This window comes from Pseudoalteromonas sp. L21 (genome assembly GCF_021728035.1).
Taxonomy (GTDB): domain Bacteria; phylum Pseudomonadota; class Gammaproteobacteria; order Enterobacterales; family Alteromonadaceae; genus Pseudoalteromonas; species Pseudoalteromonas arabiensis.
On the sequence record NZ_JAKKCV010000001.1, the window covers coordinates 1,027,480 to 1,047,711 of the forward strand.

24 protein-coding genes and 1 other RNA gene are annotated in these 20,232 nt (G+C 42.2%); 7 read left to right on the plus strand and 18 right to left on the minus strand.

Annotation, left to right across the window (positions count from 1 at the left end; translation table 11 throughout):
• Nucleotides 1–47: 47 nt before the first annotated feature.
• The 3 genes from L3V41_RS04650 to rsmI form a co-directional block, all read right to left on the minus strand.
• The gene (locus L3V41_RS04650) at nt 48–290 is read right to left on the minus strand and encodes a DUF465 domain-containing protein (RefSeq protein ID WP_062568585.1); all 243 of its coding nucleotides are present in this window, start codon (nt 288–290) and stop codon (nt 48–50) included.
• Between the two features lie 283 nt (nt 291–573).
• An RNA gene (gene rnpB / locus L3V41_RS04655) (RNase P RNA component class A) lies at nt 574–939 on the minus strand.
• Between the two features lie 42 nt (nt 940–981).
• On the minus strand, nt 982–1,839 hold the full coding sequence (rsmI, locus tag L3V41_RS04660) for a 16S rRNA (cytidine(1402)-2'-O)-methyltransferase (RefSeq protein WP_062568584.1): 858 nt from the start codon (nt 1,837–1,839) through the stop codon (nt 982–984).
• A 61-nt stretch (nt 1,840–1,900) separates the two neighbouring features.
• Here rsmI and L3V41_RS04665 point away from each other — a divergent pair, with 61 nt between their 5' ends.
• From L3V41_RS04665 to dolP, 4 genes are read left to right on the plus strand one after another with little or no spacing between them, the layout of a single operon-like run.
• Nucleotides 1,901–3,778, plus strand: coding sequence for a penicillin-binding protein activator (locus L3V41_RS04665; protein ID WP_062568583.1), 1,878 nt, complete (start codon nt 1,901–1,903; stop codon nt 3,776–3,778).
• Between the two features lie 24 nt (nt 3,779–3,802).
• Nucleotides 3,803–4,174: a YraN family protein gene (locus tag L3V41_RS04670; RefSeq protein ID WP_062568582.1), complete on the plus strand. Its 372-nt coding sequence runs from the start codon at nt 3,803–3,805 to the stop codon at nt 4,172–4,174.
• 32 nt (nt 4,175–4,206) lie between these two features.
• A complete protein-coding gene (locus L3V41_RS04675; protein WP_062568581.1) occupies nt 4,207–4,800 on the plus strand; it encodes an SIS domain-containing protein in 594 nt (197 codons plus the stop codon).
• Entirely contained in the window at nt 4,793–5,359 is a 567-nt protein-coding gene (dolP, locus tag L3V41_RS04680; protein ID WP_062568580.1) for a division/outer membrane stress-associated lipid-binding lipoprotein, read from the plus strand. The genes L3V41_RS04675 and dolP overlap by 8 nt, the downstream gene beginning before the upstream one ends.
• 59 nt (nt 5,360–5,418) lie before the next feature.
• Here the strand turns inward: dolP and L3V41_RS04685 are convergent, their stop codons facing one another.
• The 8 genes from L3V41_RS04685 to zapE form a co-directional block, all read right to left on the minus strand.
• Nucleotides 5,419–5,859: a ClpXP protease specificity-enhancing factor gene (locus L3V41_RS04685; protein ID WP_062568579.1), complete on the minus strand. Its 441-nt coding sequence runs from the start codon at nt 5,857–5,859 to the stop codon at nt 5,419–5,421.
• On the minus strand, nt 5,859–6,485 hold the full coding sequence (sspA, locus tag L3V41_RS04690) for a stringent starvation protein SspA (protein ID WP_062568578.1): 627 nt from the start codon (nt 6,483–6,485) through the stop codon (nt 5,859–5,861). Before sspA ends, L3V41_RS04685 begins: the two co-directional genes overlap by 1 nt.
• A 79-nt stretch (nt 6,486–6,564) precedes the next feature.
• On the minus strand, nt 6,565–7,302 hold the full coding sequence (locus tag L3V41_RS04695) for a cytochrome c1 (protein WP_062568577.1): 738 nt from the start codon (nt 7,300–7,302) through the stop codon (nt 6,565–6,567).
• Nucleotides 7,299–8,564 carry a cytochrome b N-terminal domain-containing protein gene (locus tag L3V41_RS04700; protein WP_062568576.1) on the minus strand — a complete coding sequence of 422 codons (1,266 nt, stop codon included), beginning with the start codon at nt 8,562–8,564 and terminating at the stop codon, nt 7,299–7,301. The genes L3V41_RS04695 and L3V41_RS04700 overlap by 4 nt, the downstream gene beginning before the upstream one ends.
• The gene (gene petA / locus L3V41_RS04705) at nt 8,564–9,154 is read right to left on the minus strand and encodes a ubiquinol-cytochrome c reductase iron-sulfur subunit (RefSeq protein WP_062568575.1); all 591 of its coding nucleotides are present in this window, start codon (nt 9,152–9,154) and stop codon (nt 8,564–8,566) included. The genes L3V41_RS04700 and petA overlap by 1 nt, the downstream gene beginning before the upstream one ends.
• 624 nt (nt 9,155–9,778) lie before the next feature.
• A complete protein-coding gene (gene rpsI, locus L3V41_RS04710) occupies nt 9,779–10,171 on the minus strand; it encodes a 30S ribosomal protein S9 (protein ID WP_095209788.1) in 393 nt (130 codons plus the stop codon).
• Between the two features lie 8 nt (nt 10,172–10,179).
• The gene (rplM, locus tag L3V41_RS04715; protein ID WP_062568574.1) at nt 10,180–10,608 is read right to left on the minus strand and encodes a 50S ribosomal protein L13; all 429 of its coding nucleotides are present in this window, start codon (nt 10,606–10,608) and stop codon (nt 10,180–10,182) included.
• Nucleotides 10,609–10,884: 276 nt separating this feature from the next.
• On the minus strand, nt 10,885–11,973 hold the full coding sequence (gene zapE / locus L3V41_RS04720) for a cell division protein ZapE (RefSeq protein WP_193987850.1): 1,089 nt from the start codon (nt 11,971–11,973) through the stop codon (nt 10,885–10,887).
• Between the two features lie 176 nt (nt 11,974–12,149).
• On the opposite strand from zapE, the gene L3V41_RS04725 reads away from it, so the two are divergent.
• The 3 genes from L3V41_RS04725 to L3V41_RS04735 all read left to right on the plus strand — a co-directional run bounded on the left by L3V41_RS04725 (nt 12,150) and on the right by L3V41_RS04735 (nt 15,293).
• The gene (locus L3V41_RS04725; RefSeq protein WP_062568572.1) at nt 12,150–12,593 is read left to right on the plus strand and encodes a YhcB family protein; all 444 of its coding nucleotides are present in this window, start codon (nt 12,150–12,152) and stop codon (nt 12,591–12,593) included.
• A gap of 166 nt (nt 12,594–12,759) precedes the next feature.
• Nucleotides 12,760–14,112, plus strand: coding sequence for a Do family serine endopeptidase (locus L3V41_RS04730; RefSeq protein ID WP_062568571.1), 1,353 nt, complete (start codon nt 12,760–12,762; stop codon nt 14,110–14,112).
• 98 nt (nt 14,113–14,210) lie between these two features.
• The gene (locus L3V41_RS04735) at nt 14,211–15,293 is read left to right on the plus strand and encodes a trypsin-like peptidase domain-containing protein (RefSeq protein ID WP_062568570.1); all 1,083 of its coding nucleotides are present in this window, start codon (nt 14,211–14,213) and stop codon (nt 15,291–15,293) included.
• Nucleotides 15,294–15,348: 55 nt separating this feature from the next.
• Here the strand turns inward: L3V41_RS04735 and murA are convergent, their stop codons facing one another.
• From murA to L3V41_RS04770, 7 genes are read right to left on the minus strand one after another with little or no spacing between them, the layout of a single operon-like run.
• The gene (gene murA, locus L3V41_RS04740) at nt 15,349–16,608 is read right to left on the minus strand and encodes a UDP-N-acetylglucosamine 1-carboxyvinyltransferase (protein ID WP_062568569.1); all 1,260 of its coding nucleotides are present in this window, start codon (nt 16,606–16,608) and stop codon (nt 15,349–15,351) included.
• Nucleotides 16,609–16,623: 15 nt separating this feature from the next.
• Nucleotides 16,624–16,881 (minus strand): BolA family protein, encoded by a 258-nt coding sequence (locus tag L3V41_RS04745; RefSeq protein ID WP_062568568.1) that lies wholly within the window; start codon nt 16,879–16,881, stop codon nt 16,624–16,626.
• Nucleotides 16,882–16,886: 5 nt separating this feature from the next.
• On the minus strand, nt 16,887–17,180 hold the full coding sequence (locus tag L3V41_RS04750) for an STAS domain-containing protein (protein WP_062568567.1): 294 nt from the start codon (nt 17,178–17,180) through the stop codon (nt 16,887–16,889).
• Nucleotides 17,173–17,850, minus strand: a complete 678-nt coding sequence (locus L3V41_RS04755; protein WP_062568566.1) for an ABC transporter substrate-binding protein — start codon at nt 17,848–17,850, stop codon at nt 17,173–17,175. The genes L3V41_RS04750 and L3V41_RS04755 overlap by 8 nt, the downstream gene beginning before the upstream one ends.
• Before the next feature lie 2 nt (nt 17,851–17,852).
• Nucleotides 17,853–18,401 carry an outer membrane lipid asymmetry maintenance protein MlaD gene (gene mlaD / locus L3V41_RS04760; RefSeq protein WP_062568565.1) on the minus strand — a complete coding sequence of 183 codons (549 nt, stop codon included), beginning with the start codon at nt 18,399–18,401 and terminating at the stop codon, nt 17,853–17,855.
• Nucleotides 18,402–18,414: 13 nt separating this feature from the next.
• The gene (mlaE, locus tag L3V41_RS04765) at nt 18,415–19,194 is read right to left on the minus strand and encodes a lipid asymmetry maintenance ABC transporter permease subunit MlaE (protein ID WP_062568564.1); all 780 of its coding nucleotides are present in this window, start codon (nt 19,192–19,194) and stop codon (nt 18,415–18,417) included.
• Nucleotides 19,187–20,005 carry an ATP-binding cassette domain-containing protein gene (locus L3V41_RS04770; protein WP_083515295.1) on the minus strand — a complete coding sequence of 273 codons (819 nt, stop codon included), beginning with the start codon at nt 20,003–20,005 and terminating at the stop codon, nt 19,187–19,189. The genes mlaE and L3V41_RS04770 overlap by 8 nt, the downstream gene beginning before the upstream one ends.
• Nucleotides 20,006–20,232 lie beyond the last annotated feature (227 nt).

Here is a 20,232-nt window from a genome sequence, read left to right on the forward strand (position 1 = left end):
TGTCAGCGAGAGTCATAAGTGCAAGGGGTATTAGGTGTGATTTGATTTTATGCCTTGGTCTTCAAGAAATCATACAGCTTATCTTTCAGCGCCGCTCTTTGATGTTTCTTTTCATGCATTTCACTGTCTTCGATCGGAGAACTATTGAGCTCAAGCTCTCTAATTTCTTTATCCATGTCATCATATCGCTGCATGGTATTTTTAAAGTGCGCATCACTTTTAGCAAGGTTGTGGATTAATTCATTAAACTCTGGGAATTCATTCAATAACGAGTGTTTTTCACCTAGCATGGGCAACTCCTTTGACTAGAATTAGATTTCAAATTCACTGTAACATTGTGCAAAATAGAGTCAACGTCGCAACCTTGTCCGAGATCAATAATGGTGGCGATTAGGGAATAATAGTACTTGGTTAAAAATTGCTTGTGATTTAGAAAGCAAAAAGCCCCGCATTACTGCGAGGCTTTGATCTAATTTGATGAGTCAGCCAGTAAGCGATGTTTTGTATGCGCGGAGTGGATTTTCTTCCCCAAAAAAACAAAAGCCCCGCATCGCTGCGGGGCTTTAATCTAATTTGGTGAGTCAGCCAATAAGCCGGGTTCTGTCGTGGATAATCATTCGTCTAGGCCATAAATTGCTCTATGGCTCAAGCAACCTACCCGGTTCTCACGTGGGCCACGCGTTCATTATTTAAAATGATAGAACCCTATTTGGTCTTGCTCCGGGTGGAGTTTACCTTGCAACCAACTGTTACCAGTGGCTCGGTGCGCTCTTACCGCACCCTTTCACCCTTACCAACCGAAGTTGGCGGTCTCCTCTCTGCTGCACTTGTCGTAGGCTCGCGCCCCCCAGCCGTTAGCTGGCACCCTGCCCTGTGGAGCCCGGACTTTCCTCCCCCTGCGCATTTTCGTTGCAGGCAGCGATTATCTCGGCTGACTCGGCGCGCAGTATACCTGAGCGCGCACGTCTATGCAGTAAAGAATTAGTCTTTTTCGTCAATAATTGCTTTATAAAGTGCGTTTTTCTTCAACCCAAAATACTCAGCTACGACACCACAGGCTTTTTTCAGTGGCATTTCGGCTTCGAGTAAAGCAAGCATACGGCGCGCATCTTCTGGAATATCATCACTTTGCTTCGCCTTACCTGGGAGCATAAGCACAATTTCGCCGCGCTGCTTAGTTGGATCATCTGTTAAAAACTGCTTTAGCTCGGCAACGCTGCCGTTAAAGAAGGTTTCGAAGGTTTTTGTTAGCTCTTTCGCAAACACCACAGGCTGCTCTGAGCCGAGCGCCTCTTCTAAATCATCAAGGCTTGCCATAATACGGTGGGTGCTTTCATACATGATGCTGGTTATACCTGAGTTTACCGCTTCCATAAAAAAAGTTTGTCTGGCTTTACTTTTTGCTGGCGTAAATCCAATAAACTGAAAACGGTCAGTTGGTAAGCCTGAGCAGCATACCGCAGTGATCGCAGCACAAGCACCAGGCACAGGCGTTACATGTGCGCCTTGTTCACGACATAAATTGACAACTGCATAACCTGGGTCGCTAATTAATGGTGTGCCGGCATCTGATACCAGTGCAATGTTCATTCCCTGCTCAAGCCAGTCAACTATTTGCTGCGCTTTTTGTTTCTCGTTATGATCATGTAAAGCAAAGGTTTTTGCTTTGATATTAAAGTGGCTTAACAACTTCCCCGTATGACGAGTATCTTCAGCGGCTATTAAGTCAACCTCAGATAGGGTTTGAATGGCACGCTGGCTAATGTCATCAAAGTTACCAATAGGCGTGGCAACAATGTAAAGAGTGCCGATTTTATCTGAATTGTCCTCATTTAACATTGAGGTCTCCTGCGTCAGTCAGTAATATAAGCAAATCGCGTTAACGTATTGGGAAATCATTGTGCGACTTAAACTTGTTAGTCTATTAATTGTATTGTCAGGGTTATCGGCTTGTAGCACAACCGAAAAACCATCAAATAGTACAGAAAATCCATCGAGCCAATCGAGTAGTGCTCTGTCACAATTAACCGACGCACAATCTATGTATCAAACGGCACTTAATCGCCAAGGTGCTGATAAAATCCAACTACTTTATACAGCCCGAGATGCAGCGATTAGTGAAGAGCGTTGGTCTCTTTTAGAAAATATCTGTTTAGAGCTTGAAGCAACTCCCAGCGTAGACCAAATTCAAAACAAGCTTTATATTGCGTTAGCACAAGAGCAGCAAGGTAAAAGCGATCTTGCACTTGAGCAACTACGAGTACTTGAGCCTGAGCTAAGTCTGCCTGAACATAAGGCTTGGCATCAGTATTTAACGGGTCGAGTTTACGCATCACAAGGTTTGCCAAAACAAGCCATGCCCTATTATTTTGCGGCTTCAACAATTAGTAATGATAACAACTTTAGCGTTGCAAATTTAAATCAGGATTTATGGCATAGCCTTACTCAGCTTTCATCGTATGCACTAGAGCGCTTTAACCGCGGTTCTGTTGTGCAACAAGGTTGGGTTAATTTAGCGCTTTATCATCAAGTATATTTAGGGGCGCCGGTTGAATTGCATCAAGCGATGAACAACTGGATGCGACGCTATCCAGGTCACCCTGCCGCAGAGGTTTTACCTAAGAAAGTCACTGAGCTTGTGCAAGTTGAGCCTCTTAATGTCAACCGTTTAGCGGTGCTTATTCCACAGTCAGGCGCGAATGAACGTTTAGGCGATGCACTCAAAGCAGGAGTACTCGCTGCACTTGATAACAATCCGCTAGAAGAAACCTTATTTATAGACGAATCGCTGTCAGCGGCAGAAATTGCCCTAAAACTCAGTGAATTTAAAGCCGATTTTGTTATTGGCCCTTTACTCAAAAGCAATATTGAAAAATTAAGCACAGCGCAAACACTTATTGATTACCCTGTTATGCACCTAAATACGTTTGATGGTGAACGAGTGTCTCAACAGCACTTTTTCTTTGCTTTAAACCCTGAACATGAAGTGCAACAAGCACTTGAGCGCTTTTTAACAGCGGGTTACCAAAAACCTATGCTGCTGGCACCAAATAATAGTAATGGCCAACGCTTAGTTGAATACTTCAACCAGCAGTGGCAACGCTATAGTGAGGTTAAACCACAAGTTGGCTTTTACGCTAGTAAAGATGATATGCCTAAAACTATTACAGGCTTATTAGAAGTAGACCAAAGTAAAGAGCGCATTAAAGTAGTTAAGTCATTATTTAGGCAAGAGGTTGAGAGCGAAACGCGATCGCGTAGCGATGTGGATGTTATCTATATTCTTGGAGATGCAACTGAGACACGCCTAATTAAGCCTTACTTAGATGTTAATGTCAGTACTTTTGCTGAACGTATTCCGCTTTACGCTAGTTCAAAAAGTCATAGTAAGCAAATAGATAGAACTGACAAAGGTGACCTAGATGGCCTTTATTTCACGGAACTCCCTTGGATGCTCGAAGGTCAAATAAAGCAACATAACTTGCGTCAGCAATATGAGCGCCTTTGGCCTGAAAATGCCGATATTAACCAGCGTTTATTTGCGATGACCTATGATGCAACCAGTATGCTAGGAAGCGTAAAACAATTGAGTATGGTTGCAGGCAAGCGCTTTAATGGTATCAGCGGCGAGTTGAGCATTGCCAGCAATGGCCATGTCACACGTTCTTTAGATTGGGCGCAATATAAGAATAAACAAATTATTGCTGTTGATTTAGCAACTGAGCAACCTATACCGTTATTCATGCAGTCAGCTTCAGGAATTAGCTCTGCAGAATAGCCAATAAGATTCAAGGATGAGGTCATGTCGTGGTTCAAAGAGTTATGGCAAAATAGCCGCGAGAAAGGTTTATATTATGAAAAGCAAGCCGAAAGCTACCTGAAGCAGCACGGCTTAAAAACCATTGAGTGTAATTACTTATGCCAATATGGTGAGCTTGATCTCATTATGCGAGAAGGCAATACACTCGTATTTGTCGAAGTGAAGTTTAGAAAGAACAAACTTCGTGGTGGCGCAAATTATGCGCTTAGCCAACAAAAGCAGCAACGGCTTAGGCGAACTATCGCCCATTACCTTGCAGATAAAAAATTACCCAACCAGCGTATGCGCATTGATTACGTCGCCATAACAGGTGAACAAGATAGTGAAATAAACTGGTTTAGAAATGTATATTAACATCAAAGGCCAACAAGCCTTATTGGTAGGTTATGCAAGAAACTATTAAAAAGATTTTTACCGAAAATATTCAAGTCCAAATAGCCGCTGGTGAAGTTTTGCCAAGTGCTCTTGAGTCTGCAGCATTTACCATTGCCCAAAGTCTTATAAATGGAAATAAGTTACTTTGCTGCGGTACCGCCAGCTGTCATATGCTTGCACAACATATGGCAGGCTTACTGATTAACTTTTATGAAACTGAACGCCCTTGCCTACCCGCTGTTGCGCTTGCACAAGAGCAAGTTAACCTTGGCCAAAGCAATCATAACGATGAACATGAAGCTTTTGCGAGACAAATTCGCGCTTTTGCTCAAGAAGGTGACTTATTACTCGCTATTGCAGTGAATGGCAATGAGAAACAAATTATTTCTGCTGTAGAGGCTGCGCTAACCCGCGATATGAAAGTCATTGTATTAGTCGGTGATGATGGCGGAGAATTAGTTGGTTTATTAGGCCCTAACGATGTAGAGATCCGCGTCCCTTCAAAACGCCCAAGTCGAATTGTTGAATCTCATCTCGTTAATTTACACTGCTTAGGTGAGCTTATTGATTTAACCTTATTCCCACAGGAAGAAAACAATGTTTAAACAGTCTCTTATTGTCATAAGTACCGTATTACTTCTACAGGGTTGCGCTGCAGCAGTCGTTGCTGGCACAGCAGGTGCTGTTACCTCAGCCAATGATCGCCGTACAATAGGCTCACAAATTGATGACAACAACATTGAAATTAAAAGCTCTATTGCTATAAGTGAAAATGAGCGCCTACACAAGTTTGCCAATGTCAATGTAATCAGTGTGAATGGCATTGTACTGATGATTGGGCAAGTTGCTAACCAAGAAATGAAAAACGAAGCACAACGTGCTATCGAAGGCGTGGATGGCATACGTAAAATTCATAACCAAATTCGTATAAGCTCAAATATTGGTATGAGCACGCAAACTCACGACTCATGGCTAACATCAAAAGTAAAAACGCAATTACTCACCACAGAGAACATCAGTAGCAATAATATAAAAGTGGTTACAGAGAATGGCGAAGTCTTTTTAATGGGCTTAGTGAGCAATACAGAAGCTAATTTAGCCGTTGAAGTGGCACGTAATGTTTCAGGTGTTGAACGAGTCATTAAGGTATTCGAATACCTATAACTTTTACCACTAATAATAAAAAACCCGCTACGAAGCGGGTTTTTTGTAAGTCTGAAAGGTTATTTAATCACTCGTAAGTGAGACCCTTTTTTCTTCTCTGGTTTAGTCGGCGGCTCATCATCTGGCGTAATATCGTCAGGTGTTTCAACACTTTCTAATACCGGAGCAAACTCTTCTTCGTCCTCGATGAATTCTTCTGCAGTAAATACAGTCCCTTCACCATTCTCACGTGCGTAAATTGCGAGTACAGCGCCCATGGGTACGTATACTTGCATAGGCTGTCCACCAAAGCGTGCATTAAAGCTTAGCTGTTGGTTATCCATAGCAAAATTTGTAACTGCCGATGGGCTAATGTTTAAAACGATCTGGCCGTCTTGAACAAACTGAGTTGGCACTTGTACAGCAGGAAAATCAGCGTTCACAACTAAATGCGGTGTGCACTGATTATCAACAATCCAATCAAAGAAAGCGCGTAGTAAATAAGGACGATTAGGCGTCATTATAAACGGATCTCACGCTCAGCTTCAGTTAGTGAAGCTTGGAATGATTCGCGCTCAAATAAACGCAACATGTATTCTTTAAGCTCTTTCGCGCCTGCACCAGTAAGCTCTATACCAAGTTCTGGTAAACGCCAAAGTAGTGGCGCTAAGTAACAATCAACTAGGCTGAACTCTTCACTCATGAAGTAAGGCGCTTCAGAGAAGATAGGAGCAATTGCAAGTAATGCTTCTGTCAGCTCTTTACGCGCTTGAGCTGCTTCACTGCTACCGCTTGAGATTTTGTTAGCTAAGCTATACCAGTCAGTATCAATGCGATGCATCATTAGACGACTACGGCCACGCATAACCGGATAAACTGGCATTAGTGGAGGATGAGGAAAACGTTCATCAAGGTATTCCATGATGATGTTTGCCTGATATAAACCAAGCTCACGATCGATCAGTGTGGGTACTGTACCGTAAGGGTTAATTTCATGAAGTGCTTCTGGCAGGTTATCCTTTTCAGCCAGGTGAATGTCAACACTTACACCTTTTTCAGCAAGTACAATACGTACTTGATGGCTATACATACAGTTAGCACCAGAAAACAGGGTCATTACAGGGCGCTTATTGGCAGCTACGGCCATGCCTACCTCCATTATATTACAAAAACAGCAATAGGGGCTTAAGCCCCTATCACAAAATTACCTTTCAACATGCCCAGGATTAGTGAACATCTCTCCAGTATTCTTTCTTCAGCATGAATGCCAAGATAAATAGAATCACTAGGAAACCAATTACCTTAAGACCTAACGCTTCTGACTCTAAACGTGACGGTTCGCCAACATAAGCCAAGAAGTTAGTTAAGTCACGAGCAGCACGGTCGTACTCATCGTCACTCATTTCACCGGTACCATCTGTTTCAGTGCCAACAACTTTAGTCACAGTATGACCATGTTCTTCGACTTCTTCAGTGATTGGTGTTGGTAAACCCTGCAGCTCTTGAAGAACATGAGGCATACCTACCGATGGGAAAACAATATTATTTACGCCAAACGGACGTGATTCGTCTTTATAGAACGACTTCAGATATGTATAAATCCAGTCAGTTCCACGAACACGTGCTACAAGTGTTAAGTCTGGTGGCGCAGCACCAAACCACTTAGCAGCATCTTCTTTACCGATCGCGTTTTTGATATGGCTACCTACTTTTGAACCGTCAAAAATAAGTTGTTCTTGACCAATTTCAGTAGGAATACCGATATCGCGGAACGTACGTTCATAACGCTGATACTGCATTTGGTGACAACCAAGACAGTAGTTCATGAACAATTTAGCACCACGTTGTAAAGACGCATTGTCTTTTAGGTCAATGTTCGCATCCATTAACGGAACCGAAGGACCTGCTGCCATTGTCAACGATGGCAACAATGCGAATAAACCGATAATTAGCTTTTTCATCATTTCGTCAACCTCGTTGGTAATGGCTTAGTTTTCTCATTCTTACTGTAAACAAATAACAATACGAAGAACATGAAGTATGTCACAGTCGTGATTTGTGATAACAGCGTTTTGAAATCAGTTTGTGGTGTTGCACCAACCCAACCCAAGATAATGAAAGTTACCACGAATTGAGCAATGTTTAACTTGTGTAAGCCACAACGATAACGAATAGAGCGAACCGAACCACGGTCAATCCAAGGTAGTAACGCAAGCACTACGATAGATGCACCCATCGCGATAACACCAATTAGTTTATCTGGGATAGCACGCAGAATCGCATAGAATGGCGTGAAGTACCAAACAGGGAAAATGTGCTCAGGTGTTTTCAGTGGGTTCGCAGCTTCGAAGTTTGGCGCTTCTAAGAAGAAACCATTCATCGCAGGCATAAAGAATACAACCCAACAGAATAAGATTAAGAAACCAACCACACCCACAATATCTTTTACTGTGTAGTAAGGGTGGAACGGGATTGCATCAACAATGTCTTTCTTGTTGGTGTAATACTCGTGGAATTTGAATTTAGGTTTATCTTCTTCAGCAACAGAACCTTTCTTACGCTTGATTTCAACACCATCTGGGTTGTTTGAACCCACTTCGTGGAGTGCAACAATGTGTAAGAATACTAAAATAACGATAACTAAAGGTAACGCAATTACGTGAAGCGCGAAGAAGCGGTTAAGCGTTGCACCAGAGATTACGTAGTCACCACGGATCCAAAGCGTTAAGTCATCACCAATAACCGGAATCGCACCGAATAGTGAAATGATTACCTGTGCGCCCCAGAAAGACATTTGTCCCCAAGGAAGTAAGTAACCCATGAAAGCTTCAGCCATAAGTGCTAAGAAGATGAACATACCGAATAACCACAGTAACTCACGTGGTTTTTGGTAAGAGCCGTAGATCATGCCACGGAACATGTGCAGATAAACAACGATAAAGAACGCTGAAGCACCTGTTGAGTGAAGGTAACGAAGTAACCAGCCGTATTCAACATCACGCATGATGTATTCTACCGATGCGAAAGCACCCTCAGCAGACGGCACGAAGTTCATTGTTAACCAAATACCCGTTACGATTTGGTTAACAAGTACTAACATGGCTAATGAGCCAAAGAAGTACCAGAAGTTAAAGTTTTTTGGTGCTGGATACTGTGCGATATGCATGTTCCAAACACGTGTCATTGGAATACGATCGTCGATCCAACCAATAATTTTACCAAACATTATGCCACTCCTTCTTCTTCACCGACTAAGATAGTCGTGTCATCAATGAAGGTGTACGGAGGGATTTCTAGATTTAATGGCGCAGGTACAGATTGGAATACACGACCAGCCATATCAAATTTAGAACCATGACACGGACAGAAGAAACCGTCATCTGTGCCCTCTACTTTTTCACCAAAGCCACCTTGTAAGAAGCTCGGAGAACAACCTAAGTGTGTACAAATACCCACAGCAACGAAAATCTCTGGTCGTTGTGAACGGTATTCATTGGTTGATGATTCAGGTTGTTGAGGCTCTTCAGATGCAGGATCACGAAGTTGACCTTCATGCTCTTTCATCTGTTCAAGCATTCTCGGGGTACGTGATATAACCCATACAGGCTTACCACGCCACTCGACACGTATTAATTGTCCTGACTCAAGCTTGCTGATATCTACTTCTACAGGCGCACCCGCAGATTTAGCTCGCTCACTTGGATTCCAAGACGCAATAAAAGGAACAGCAGCCCCAGCCGCACCAACACCACCAACAACAGAGGTAGCTATGGTTAAAAAGCGACGTCGGCCATTGTCTACAGGCGCATTGCTCATCCACTTATCTCCACTATGATTCCCAACACTTGCCATATTGAGAACATCAGTTACAGCAGGTTAATTTTTAGAAATTTCAAAATAGACGCGATCATAATTAAAAGCCTTGATTAAAACAAGGTTATTCACAGTCTCATGCTTGAATAAACCCGTTTTAATACTTTATTAATTTGGGTTAGCTCGAGTATGAAGCCGCTATTTATGATAACGCATATAAAAAAACAATATACTGACCAAGATCAACCTCACTAAGAGGAAACAGAATTCTGTATTAGCTGTTGTTGAACTCACTCACATTACTTGCCCTCCAATTGTAGCAAAAAAATTCATCAATTAACTGATGGATTTAAGCTAATTTTGCTAAATCATGAAGTTTTTTTACTGTAATACGTAGGAATTACTAAGAGCGGTTAAATATCGAGCGAAAAAAAGAAACATCTGTGCGTAAAGGATGCTTGATTTTGCTCCCCCTCTATAACGAATTGAGAGTCAGCCATTTAAAGTGAGGAATGAGAATATGGTTTGTGAGTTAACCGTGGCGGCTGAATAAATCAATACACTTTTTACACGAAAACAAAAAACCCAGCCGAAGCTGGGTTTTTGGTATTCTGATAAACGTAAATATTAACGTTTTGAGAATTGTGGACGCTTACGTGCTTTCTTAAGACCCACTTTCTTACGCTCAACTTTACGTGCATCACGTGTAACGAAACCTGCTTTACGAAGTGTAGGACGTAGTGACTCGTCAAACTCCATAAGTGCACGAGTGATACCGTGACGGATAGCACCAGCTTGACCAGTAGTACCACCACCTGAAACAGTGATGTGTAGGTCAAACTTTTCAGTCATTTCTACGTGCTCTAATGCTTGACGAACAACCATGCGAGCAGTCTCACGACCAAAGTACTCTTCTAGAGAGCGCTTGTTGATTACGATGTTACCAGTGCCTGGGCGTAAGAATACGCGAGCACTTGAACTTTTACGACGACCTGTACCGTAGTATTGATTTGCCATGATAGTGCTCCTTAAATGTCTAGAACCTGAGGCTGTTGTGCAGCATGGTTGTGCTCAGTACCCGCGTAAACTTTAAGTTTACGGTACATTGCGCGGCCTAAAGGACCACGTGGCAACATGCCTTTAACAGCTTTTTCGATAATCATTTCAGGCTTTGCAGCTTGAAGCTTGTCGAAAGTAGTAGACTTAAGACCACCTGGGAAACCAGTATGAGCGTGGTACATTTTGTCTTTTGCTTTATTACCAGTAACAGTCACTTTCTCTGCGTTGATAACGATGATGTAATCACCAGTATCTACGTGAGGAGTGTACTCAGCTTTATGCTTACCGCGTAGGCGACGAGCGATTTCAGTAGCGATGCGACCTAAAGTTTTACCTTCAGCGTCAACTACGTACCAGTCACGTTTTACTGTTTCTGGCTTAGCAACAAACGTTTTCATTTATTAAAATCCAATGTTTTCTTATTTAAAACCACAGGTAATTATCATTAATTACCGCTCTAAGTTGAATGCTTTAACCCCTTCGAGTTTAAGACTTTGAGCCATCAATTAGAGGCTAAACTAATATCAGGCAATAGAACGCAACGTGGCAGACGCGGGAGTATACCAGCACTTAAACCACATTGCTATATGATGGTCGTTTTTTATTCTAAAAAATAAAGCATAGCCGCTAGGCTTGTCAGGCACATTTCAAAGAAAGAAATTGCGCCAACAGCTTTATGCCAAATGCTCTTTTGCTAAATATTCGAGCGATTGCATTTCTTGTAATCGGCTAATGCAACGCTTAAATTCAAAATTTAAATTTCCCTCGCTATACAGCTCGGTTATTGGCTTTTCAGCGGAGATAATCAGGGTTACATGACGCTCATAAAATTCATCCACTAAGGCGATAAAACGACGTGCCGCATCATCATTAGCCTGACCAAGTGCTTTTACGTTCGACAAAATCACCGTATTATAAAGTCGGCTTATTTCCATATAATCGACTTGACTGCGAGCTGTTTCGCACAGTTCACTAAACTCAAACATGGCAATACAGTCTGAAACTTTACGGGTTTTGATCATCCGCCCTTCAATTTCAATTGCCTTATCAAGCACACCTGGCTCAGGCGACAATTTATCGAAATATTCAAATAAATTTTCATCAGCCTGCTTATCAAGCGGGCTATGGAAAATCTCAGCCTGCTCTAGTGTACGTAATCGGTAATCAATGCCAGAATCAACATTGACGATTTCGGTATTCGCTTTTACCAACTCAATCGCTGGTAAAAAACGGGCCCGTTGTAAACCGTTACGATACAGCTCATCAGGCACAATGTTTGACGTCGCAACGAGCACAATGCCGCGTTCAAATAATGCTTCCATCAAACCACCTAGCAGCATTGCATCGGTAATATCTTGTACAAAGAACTCATCGAAACAGATAATGTCTGTTTCGGACTTAAAGATATCGGCAACAACGTTCAATGGATTACGGGTGTTTTTTAACTTTTTAAGCTCATCATGCACGCGATGCATAAAACGGTGAAAGTGCACACGCATTTTACGTTCGGTGGGTAAAGCTTCGTAAAACGTATCAACTAAATAGGTCTTACCTCTGCCCACTCCGCCCCAAAAATACAGCCCTTTTATGCTAGGCGTGCTATCTTTAGAGAATAGTTTGGCAAACCATCCCTTCGCGGCGGGTTTGTCTGCCGTTAGGTCATCATAGAGTCTTTGCAAATGGCGCACTGCATTTTCTTGCGCTGCATCATGTACAAAGTCTTCTCGCTGTAAATCTTGTTGGTATTTTTGCCAAGGAGTCATAGGTCGTTACAATAAAACACAGTTAAATTTGCACAGTATATTAACACGCATCGTATCTCAGGGTATATTAACCCGCAGTATGATTTCACAATCACATTAAGCTTTTTTTAATATAGATTGGACTATAAAGGCTTCAACAGCATAGTTTTTGTTATTTTTCCCAAAGGGGTAGGTTTATGGGTACTATTACCTGGATAGGTATTTTAATCATTGTTGCAATCTCGGCATTCTTCATTGGCGCATTTGTAACTAAAAAGCAATTTAAACAAGACGAATTAGAAGAGCAAGTTGAACAAGCCAACAATGCACTTGAGCAATATCGCCAAGATGTTGCTGATCATCTCGCAAGCACAGGTAAACTAGTATCTAAAATGAAGGATAACTATGACCAATTGCTTAACCATGTTGAAGAAACAAATAAGTTATTACTTGCTGATAAGAAGCAGCACCCTGCTGAGCCTTTCTTTTCGAAAGAAACCACTGAGCAGCTACAAAACTCATTAAAAGATCGCAGCAGCGATCGCTCAAACGCCGAGGCTCAGCCAGCTGACTACGTTGTTGGTGAGAGTGGCTTGTTTGCCGGTGAAAATAAAGTTTCAGAACATTCTAAAGCCTCTTGATGAACTTTTTTTTGACCCCATAGTCTTTAGGTATAACAGCTTTATATCTAAACCAAGAAAAGGGCTGCTTACGCAGCCTTTTTCTTTTTGGGCGAGTTAACATCAAAAATTAACACGCCTCATTTGCTTTAACTCTGAAATCTCTGAAGTGGAGTAAACCCAGACTATGAAAATGAAATTATCTGTTATTAGTGCTGCCCTTTTATCGTCAAGCTTATTATTGAGTCCGGCGATTGCAACTGCAAAACTTCCTATTGCAGTTAATGGTCAACAGTTACCTACCTTAGCGCCTATGCTTGAACAGATCACCCCTGGGGTTGTCAGTATCCAAGTTTCTGGCTCAAAAGAAGTACGCCGCCGTGCAACACCCTTTGATGACTTTTTTGGTGTCCCCCGAGGTGGTAGCCAAAAACGCCAGTTTAGCGGTCTTGGGTCAGGTGTAATCATTGATGCAAAAGAGGGTTATGTAGTCACCAACAACCATGTGATCGAAGACGCAGAAAAAATGGTCGTCACGTTAGAGGACGGTCGTGAGTATGAAGCAACAAAAATCGGTAGTGATAAAGAGTCTGATGTCGCATTGCTGCAAATTGATGCCGAAGACTTAACAGCCCTGAAGATTGCCGATTCGGATAAACTTCGTGTGGGTGACTTTGCCGTTGCGATTGGTAATCCATTTGGTTTAAGTCACACCGTGACATCAGGTATCGTCAGTGCCCTTGGCCGCAGCGGTTTAAATATAGAAGGCTATGAAGACTTTATTCAAACCGATGCTGCTATTAACCAAGGTAACTCTGGCGGCGCCTTAGTTAACCTAAACGGTGAACTAATTGGTATCAATACGGCTATTTTAGGCGCCTCAGGCGGTAACGTAGGTATTGGTTTTGCCATTCCATCAACCATGATGAAAAACCTTGTTGACCAAATTATTGAGCACGGTGAGGTTCGACGTGGCTCACTAGGTATTTCAGGTCGTCCACTTGATGCAGGCCTTGCTAAAGCGCAAAAGCTCGATGTGAAACAAGGTGCTTATGTGATGCAAGTAATGGATGATACCGCAGCGAGTAAAGCAGGCATAAAGGCTGGTGATGTCATTATTAGTGTTGATGGTAGCGAGATCAGTGGTTTTCATGAACTGCGCAGTAAGATAGCTACCCTAGGTGAAGGTAAAAAAGTCAAACTGGGCATTTATCGTGATGGTAAAGTTAAAACAGTGAGCGTTACCTTAGATGGTGCAGCAAGCTCAGTGTCCGCTGGCGAAGAAACCCACCCTGCTTTCCAAGGCGCAACCCTTGAAAACACGCAAAAAAGTGATGGTAAAGGCGTAGAGGTTACCTCGGTAGAAGCTCGCTCACCAGCAGCACGAGTAGGCTTGGAAGAGGGAGATGTGATCATGCAAGTCAACCGACAACGCGTTGAGAATATCCGAGATATGCACAAGATTATTGAAAACACCCAAGGCAATATTGTCCTAGGTGTAAAACGTGGAAGAGAGCTTATTTTTGTTCTTATCCAATAAACTTAATTGATTAATCATGAAAAAATAACAGTGGTGCTTGCCGCTGTTATTTTTTTTGTGCCATCATTAAGGGATTGCTCACTGATAATAAGAATACTGTGCTTAAACTTTTAAAATTTATTCTTCCACCACTTTTCACAGGCTTAGGCATTGCCTTTTTAGTCGTTTTGCTCAGTCCTACGATGCGCGCGGCGCTGTTTCCGAATGTCAGCCTACCGGATGCAATATCCACTCAACATATGAGTTTTGCGGACGCAGTCCATCGTGCAGCGCCTTCGGTAGTGACTATTTTTTCAGAGAGCATCAGTAATCAACCTCGTTACAAGCGACAAAATACCATTCAAGAGCTTGGCTCTGGTGTAATCATGTCGCAAGACGGGTATATTTTAACGAACTACCATGTCATTAATAATGCCGATCAAATCATTGTTATCTTAACTGATGGTCGTCGCTTCTATGATGTTCAGTTAATTGGCTTTGATACAATCACTGACTTGGCCTTATTAAAGATCAATTCTGATCATTTACCTGTTATCCCGATTAATGATGACTTCAAGCCTCGCGTTGGTGATGTTGTTTTAGCGATTGGTAATCCACTTAATTTAGGGCAAACAATTACTCAAGGTATTATCAGTGCAACAGGAAAACAAAAAATTACAGATAGTCCTTACAATAACTTGCTCCAGATGGACGCTGCGATAAACGTGGGTAACTCCGGTGGCGCATTAGTTAATTCTCGGGGTGACTTAGTCGGTATTACTTCTGCACAATTTAAAACCCGTGAAAATTTAGATATACAAGGTATTTTCTTTGCAGTGCCCTACTCACTGGCGAAGGATATTATGGACAAACTGATTAAACACGGCCGAGTTGTCAGAGGCTATCTTGGCTTTACGGGTACAGCTGTTGATAGCACGGGTAAAGATGTGAGTGACAACTACACCCCCGTCACTGGAATGCGTATTAATAACCTCGATCCCCTAGGCCCTGCCTGGCAAGCGGGTATTAAAGAGCAAGATATTGTGATTAAGATCGCCGGTTTATCGGTCGCTAACCCACAGCAAGTTCTTGAAAAAATTGGGAACACGGAACCTGGTAAAGAAATTGAATTTGAGCTCTACCGTGATGGTAAAATATTGAAAATCATGGTGACAGTTGCTGAACTCGAAACCAAATTATAAGCACAAAAAAGGCCTAACTTAGTATTAGGCCTTTTTTACACTTAACGTTTTCTAACTAATTTGAGCGGCGCTTAATATTAGCACCCAGCGCGCTAAGTTTATCCTCAATGCGCTGGTAACCACGATCAACGTGATAAATACGATCAACAATCGTTTCACCTTGCGCTACAATCCCCGTTAAGATAAGGCTCGCTGAAGCGCGTAGATCCGTTGCCATTACTTGTGCACCTGACAACTTATCGGTATCTCCACAAATCGCTGTATTGCCCTCTAAACGAATATTAGCCCCCATACGCTGCAACTCAGGCACGTGCATAAAACGGTTTTCGAAGATAGTTTCTGTGATTGTTGCACTGCCTTTTGCCACAACATTGAGTGCAGTAAATTGTGCTTGCATATCTGTTGGAAAACCTGGGTGTGGCATGGTTTTGATATTCACGGCTTTTAAATCACGGCCGCGCATGTCTAGGTAAATACTGTTATCTGTCACTTCAACCAATGCATTGGTAGCACGCAGTTTTTCAATCACAGGATCAAGGCTATGGTAGTGGGTATTTTTACACAGTACCTCGCCTCCGGCCATTGCCGCTGCAACCAAGAAGGTGCCTGTCTCAATACGATCTGGCAATATGCTATATTCACAACCAGATAGCGACTCAACGCCTTCAATTTCGATTCGGCTCGTACCTGCGCCAGTGATTTTTGCACCCATTGCGATTAAGCAATTAGCAAGGTCGGTAATTTCAGGCTCACGGGCTGCATTCTCAAGTACGGTTTTACCATCAGCCAGCGTTGCCGCCATTAATAAGTTTTCAGTAGCGCCGACACTGACCATTTCCATGAAAATCTCAGCACCTTTTAAGCGACCGTCAACTTTGGCATTTATATAACCGTTTTCAACCTTAATCGCCGCGCCCATGCGCTCAAGGCCCTGAATATGGATATCAACCGGACGAGCACCAATTGCACAGCCGCCAGGCAGTGATACTTGGGCTTCGCCAAAACGCGCAACCAGCGGCCCTAAAGCTAAAACCGAGGCACGCATCTGCTTTACTAATTCATAAGGTGCAAGTGTCTTATTGACGGTTGCGCCATCAATTACAAGCTTATCTTGTTGCCACTCGACATTTGCGCCCAGCGTTTTTAACAAGGCTTCTGTGGTACCGATATCGCGCAAGCGAGGGACATTACTAAAGGTACTTTTGCCTTGTCCCAACAGTGCAGCAAAAAGAATTGGCAGAGCGGCATTTTTAGCGCCTGAGATAGTGACTTCACCTGCCAGTGATGTACCACCTTGAATAACAAATTGATCCATGAGGAGGTCCTGTGACTATTGTGGAAGTATAAATTTTTGTTCGCGTTTCCACTCTGTTGGTGTAAATGCTTTGATTGACACTGCGTGGATGGTACCGTCTGAGATAGTCGCCATTAATGGAGCATATACCAGTTGCTGCTTTTTAACGCGAGATAAACCATCAAAACACTCACCAACAGCAATCACTTCATAGTGACTACCGTTTGCTTTAACAATTACTTCATCTAATTTTAATTCGTCGCGTAATAACGTTTCGACTTGGCTTGTTTCCATAAATCTCACTCAAAAAGGTTTGTGACCTGACCTAATTGCATTAATTTCTGCAGTTGATCAGGGCTGTTTTTCAGCTCAAGGCGCACACCTTGCTGCTTTAATTCTGCGAAAGAATGAATTAACCAAGCTAAGCCCGCCGTGTCAACCCTAGAGACCTCAGAAAGGTCAAAATACCATGTTTTATGCTTAGTTTGTGGCTTCATATTCAGAAGTCGTTCATGACCGATAGAATTTCGAGTCAGTTCACCGCTGACGCGAAATTGGTCATCATCGAGTTGAGTAATCGATACTTTACTCATTCCCACCCTCACCTCTAAATTGCACTGGCAGTTGGCTCTTTTGCTCTAGTAAGTCACTCACATGCTCAATACCTTGTTGACGTAAGATACCTTGGAACTCACTTTGCTTTGCATCCAGTAAACTGATCCCTTCTGCAATCATATCGTAAGCGCGCCAATCACCATCACGATCTTCACGTACTTTAAAATCAATTTTGATATCAGGTTTGCCCGACTCAACAATTTTTGTCTTAACTAAAACAACGTCTTGACCTTTAAAAGGCTGAGCAGGGCCAAACTCTACACTTTGATTTGTATATTGTGTGAATACACCTGCATATGTCGCAATTAAATACTTTTGAAACACGTCAATAAAGCGCTGTAACTCTTTAATTGCTTTTGCTTTTTCAGCCTTATCCTCGATTGCTCTTACTTTTGAAACATGATTACCCAAAACACGCAGCGCTGCGTATTTATAATCAATGTATGGCATCAATTCTTCTTCAACGATAACACGCAAGTGCTCTTTGTCTTTAGCAATTAATGGCTGATCTTTAGTAATGCGTGCGAATGTATTGTCAGACACTTCACGCACCATTTTATATGGATCTTTTAAATCGACGGTTGGTTCAGCCGCGTTGGCACTTAGTGCACATACAGCACTTAAACATAACAAAAATTTCTTAAACATAATTACTCACCACCCTGGTTGAATAAGAACTGACCGATTAGTTCTTCAAGTACTAATGCTGATTTAGTATCAGTAATATAATCACCATCAGCTAATGCTTTACTCTCGACACCAAATAGTTCATCTAAGCCTGCATCTTGCTCATCGGCAGTGACTTCACTTCCCATGCAACGTTGCTCAGCTGACTGTGGCGCAATAACAGGATTGATACCTAAATATTGCTCACCCAAAATACCTGACGTTAAAATAGAGATTGATGTCGTATCCGAAAACTTACATAAATAGTTCGCATCAATAGCCATGTTAACCACAGGAACAAACTCTTTAGGATGAATGGAGATAGACTCGACACGCCCCACAACAACACCACCCACTTTAATTGGCGCACGCGCTTTTAAAGAGCCAATATTTTCAAACTTTGCATTAAGCTGGTAGGTCTCACCATTACCGCTGATCCCCGCATTGGCAACTTTAAATGCTAATAGCGCAAATGCAGCAATACCAAGGGCTACAAAAAAGCCAACTAAAATTTCTAATTTCCGTGAATTCATCTTTATACCCTAATTAGCTGGTAAACATTACCGCTGTTAAAATAAAGTCAAAACCTAATACTGCCAGTGACGAGTGCACAACGGTTTCTGTTGTGGCTTTGCTTATCCCTTCTGAGGTTGGGATACAGTCATACCCTTTATAAAGAGCAATCCAAGTCACGATCATGGCAAAAACAAAACTTTTAATCATGCCGTTTACGATATCTTGTTGAAACGACACCTGCGATTGCATGATTGACCAGAAGCTACCCGAGTCAACACCAAGCCAATCAACACCCACTAAATGAGCGCCTATAATAGCTACCGCAGAAAAAATAAGTGCCAATATGGGCATACTAATGAAGCCAGCCCAGAATCGAGGTGCAATAATTCGCTTGAGCGGATCAATTGCCATCATCTCTAGACTCGATAGTTGCTCTGTTGCTTTCATTAGACCGATTTCCGCCGTTAAAGCACTTCCCGCTCGACCAGCAAAAAGCAGTGCTGTAACCACAGGCCCAAGCTCACGCAATAGGCTAAGTGCAACCAATGGACCTAAACTGTCCTCAGCACCATAACCAACTAATACAGTGTAGCCTTGGAGCGCAAGTACCATGCCTATAAATAAGCCTGACACCATAATAATAAGCAGCGATTGCGACCCCACCATATACAACTGACGTATAAGTAAAGGCGTGCCCTTTTTAAAGTTAGGCTTATTGACTAAGGCGCCAAATAACATTTGTGTAGAACGACCCAGTGCCGCAAAACGCCCTAAGGTTTTATGTCCTAGCTTTTGCAAAAGATCAAACATTGCGCACTCCTAATAACTCTTCACTGTATTCAGGAGCAGGGTAATGAAAAGGCACGGGGCCATCAGACAAACCTTTTAAGAATTGTTGTACTAATTCAGACTCGTGGTTCTGCATTTGCTCAGGGGAGCCTTCGCCTATCACCCCTTGTTCAGCAATTATAATAACATGGTCTGCAATGCTTAAAACTTCAGTGACATCATGTGTCACAATTAAAGAGGATAAACCGAGCACCTGATTAAGTGATTTTATGAGTTTCACTAACACCCCCATCGAAATAGGATCTTGGCCAGCAAAAGGCTCATCATACATAATGAGTTCAGGATCAAGTGCAATAGAACGCGCTAGTGCAGCACGCCTTGCCATACCACCCGATAACTCAGATGGCATCAAATCTTGTGCACCACGTAAACCAACGGCTTGTAGTTTCATTAACACGACAAGACGAATTAAGTCTTCACTGAGTTGCGTGTGTTCACGTAAGGGAAAAGCAATGTTATCAAATACAGTCATATCAGTGAACAAAGCGCCACTTTGAAATAACATGCTCATTTTTGTACGGGCAGCATAAAGTGCCTTGCGTGACATATTAGGGATACTCTGCCCTTCGAATAAAATGTCACCCGCGTCAGGCTTAAGTTGGCCACCAATTAAGCGTAACATGGTGGTTTTACCAATGCCGCTTGGTCCCATAATAGCGGTAATTTTGCCTTTCGGAATGTTAAAAGTCATATTTTTATATATGATTCTATCGCCCCGTGAAAAGGTTACATCCTTGATTTCTACTATTGATTGCGACAAGTCGCTCTCCATAACTTTTTTCACTAGTTTTGCCATTTTAAGGGTTTTTTAGTCAAGATGGAAAAAACAAATCGTAAAATTTTGTAATATTTTCTATCAAAATAATCTATGCTAGAAATGTCGAACTTAATACACGCTTAAATTTAGTTTCCAAAAAACACCCATTTAAAACATTCAGTCTATTCTTTTACTTATACTTTCAGGTTTGCTTTTGTTACTATTTGCAGCCATCTGTTTAA

Coding starts and splice junctions, on each gene's coding strand:
- mlaE (WP_062568564.1), bottom strand. CDS start 19,194: ATGTTTGATCTTTTGCAAAAGCTAGGACATAAAACCTTAGGGCGTTTT.
- L3V41_RS04650 (WP_062568585.1), bottom strand. CDS start 290: ATGCTAGGTGAAAAACACTCGTTATTGAATGAATTCCCAGAGTTTAAT.
- L3V41_RS04725 (WP_062568572.1), top strand. CDS start 12,150: ATGGGTACTATTACCTGGATAGGTATTTTAATCATTGTTGCAATCTCG.
- L3V41_RS04675 (WP_062568581.1), top strand. CDS start 4,207: ATGCAAGAAACTATTAAAAAGATTTTTACCGAAAATATTCAAGTCCAA.
- L3V41_RS04695 (WP_062568577.1), bottom strand. CDS start 7,302: ATGATGAAAAAGCTAATTATCGGTTTATTCGCATTGTTGCCATCGTTG.
- L3V41_RS04730 (WP_062568571.1), top strand. CDS start 12,760: ATGAAAATGAAATTATCTGTTATTAGTGCTGCCCTTTTATCGTCAAGC.
- rsmI (WP_062568584.1), bottom strand. CDS start 1,839: ATGTTAAATGAGGACAATTCAGATAAAATCGGCACTCTTTACATTGTT.
- L3V41_RS04770 (WP_083515295.1), bottom strand. CDS start 20,005: ATGGAGAGCGACTTGTCGCAATCAATAGTAGAAATCAAGGATGTAACC.
- mlaD (WP_062568565.1), bottom strand. CDS start 18,401: ATGAATTCACGGAAATTAGAAATTTTAGTTGGCTTTTTTGTAGCCCTT.
- L3V41_RS04745 (WP_062568568.1), bottom strand. CDS start 16,881: ATGGAAACAAGCCAAGTCGAAACGTTATTACGCGACGAATTAAAATTA.
- zapE (WP_193987850.1), bottom strand. CDS start 11,973: ATGACTCCTTGGCAAAAATACCAACAAGATTTACAGCGAGAAGACTTT.
- L3V41_RS04670 (WP_062568582.1), top strand. CDS start 3,803: ATGTCGTGGTTCAAAGAGTTATGGCAAAATAGCCGCGAGAAAGGTTTA.
- rplM (WP_062568574.1), bottom strand. CDS start 10,608: ATGAAAACGTTTGTTGCTAAGCCAGAAACAGTAAAACGTGACTGGTAC.
- L3V41_RS04750 (WP_062568567.1), bottom strand. CDS start 17,180: ATGAGTAAAGTATCGATTACTCAACTCGATGATGACCAATTTCGCGTC.
- L3V41_RS04685 (WP_062568579.1), bottom strand. CDS start 5,859: ATGACGCCTAATCGTCCTTATTTACTACGCGCTTTCTTTGATTGGATT.
- sspA (WP_062568578.1), bottom strand. CDS start 6,485: ATGGCCGTAGCTGCCAATAAGCGCCCTGTAATGACCCTGTTTTCTGGT.
- dolP (WP_062568580.1), top strand. CDS start 4,793: ATGTTTAAACAGTCTCTTATTGTCATAAGTACCGTATTACTTCTACAG.
- petA (WP_062568575.1), bottom strand. CDS start 9,154: ATGAGCAATGCGCCTGTAGACAATGGCCGACGTCGCTTTTTAACCATA.
- L3V41_RS04755 (WP_062568566.1), bottom strand. CDS start 17,850: ATGTTTAAGAAATTTTTGTTATGTTTAAGTGCTGTATGTGCACTAAGT.
- L3V41_RS04700 (WP_062568576.1), bottom strand. CDS start 8,564: ATGTTTGGTAAAATTATTGGTTGGATCGACGATCGTATTCCAATGACA.
- murA (WP_062568569.1), bottom strand. CDS start 16,608: ATGGATCAATTTGTTATTCAAGGTGGTACATCACTGGCAGGTGAAGTC.